A 612-nucleotide genomic window follows, 5' to 3' on the forward strand; every position below is an offset into this window, starting at 1 on the left:
AGGTGCGGCTGGATCACCTCCTTTCTGAAGGAGCTAAAGGGTCTTGTTGACTACCCCATACAAAAAAGGGGTAAAGGTTAGGGATTGTAATGTAGTAAGGGCCTGTAATGGATGGCTCGGTGCAAGACGCCGATGAAGGACGGCTCCAAACCGCCGAAATGATCGGGGAGTGGGTAAGGACACTATGATCCGGTCGTTTCCGAATGGGGCAACCCACGCCATAGCGCGTGCCCCGAATAAGGGCGGGAACCGGGCGAAGTGAAACATCTCAGTAGCCCGAGGAAAAGAAATCAAAATGAGATTCCCTTAGTAGCGGCGAGCGAATAGGGAAAAGCCCAAACTGCTGTTGTGTCAAGCCGGCAGGTGTTGCAACAGCAGGGTTGTGGGATGTCAGTGGAGAAGGCTGCCGACTTCTCGTGCTCGAGATTGTTCTAGCCGAAATGGTTTGGAATGGCCTACCAGAGAGGGTGAGAGTCCCGTAGGCAAAAGAACATTCCAAGAGCATGGCTGGCAATCCCAAGTAGCGTGGGCCACGTGGAAGCCTGCGTGAATCAGGGGGGACCATCCTCCAAGGCTAAATACGTCTTGCGACCGATAGCGAACAAGTACCGT

General features: G+C 53.8%; 1 rRNA gene (only partly in view). It reads left to right on the forward strand.

Annotation, left to right across the window (positions count from 1 at the left end):
- Positions 1–84 precede the first annotated feature (84 nt).
- Positions 85–612 (forward strand): 23S ribosomal RNA (locus ABDH49_09145) (its annotated part continues 318 nt past the right edge of the window); the annotation flags it as partial.

It is taken from the genome of Candidatus Hydrothermales bacterium (genome assembly GCA_039630235.1).
Taxonomy (GTDB): domain Bacteria; phylum Hydrothermota; class Hydrothermia; order Hydrothermales; family JAJRUZ01; genus JBCNVI01.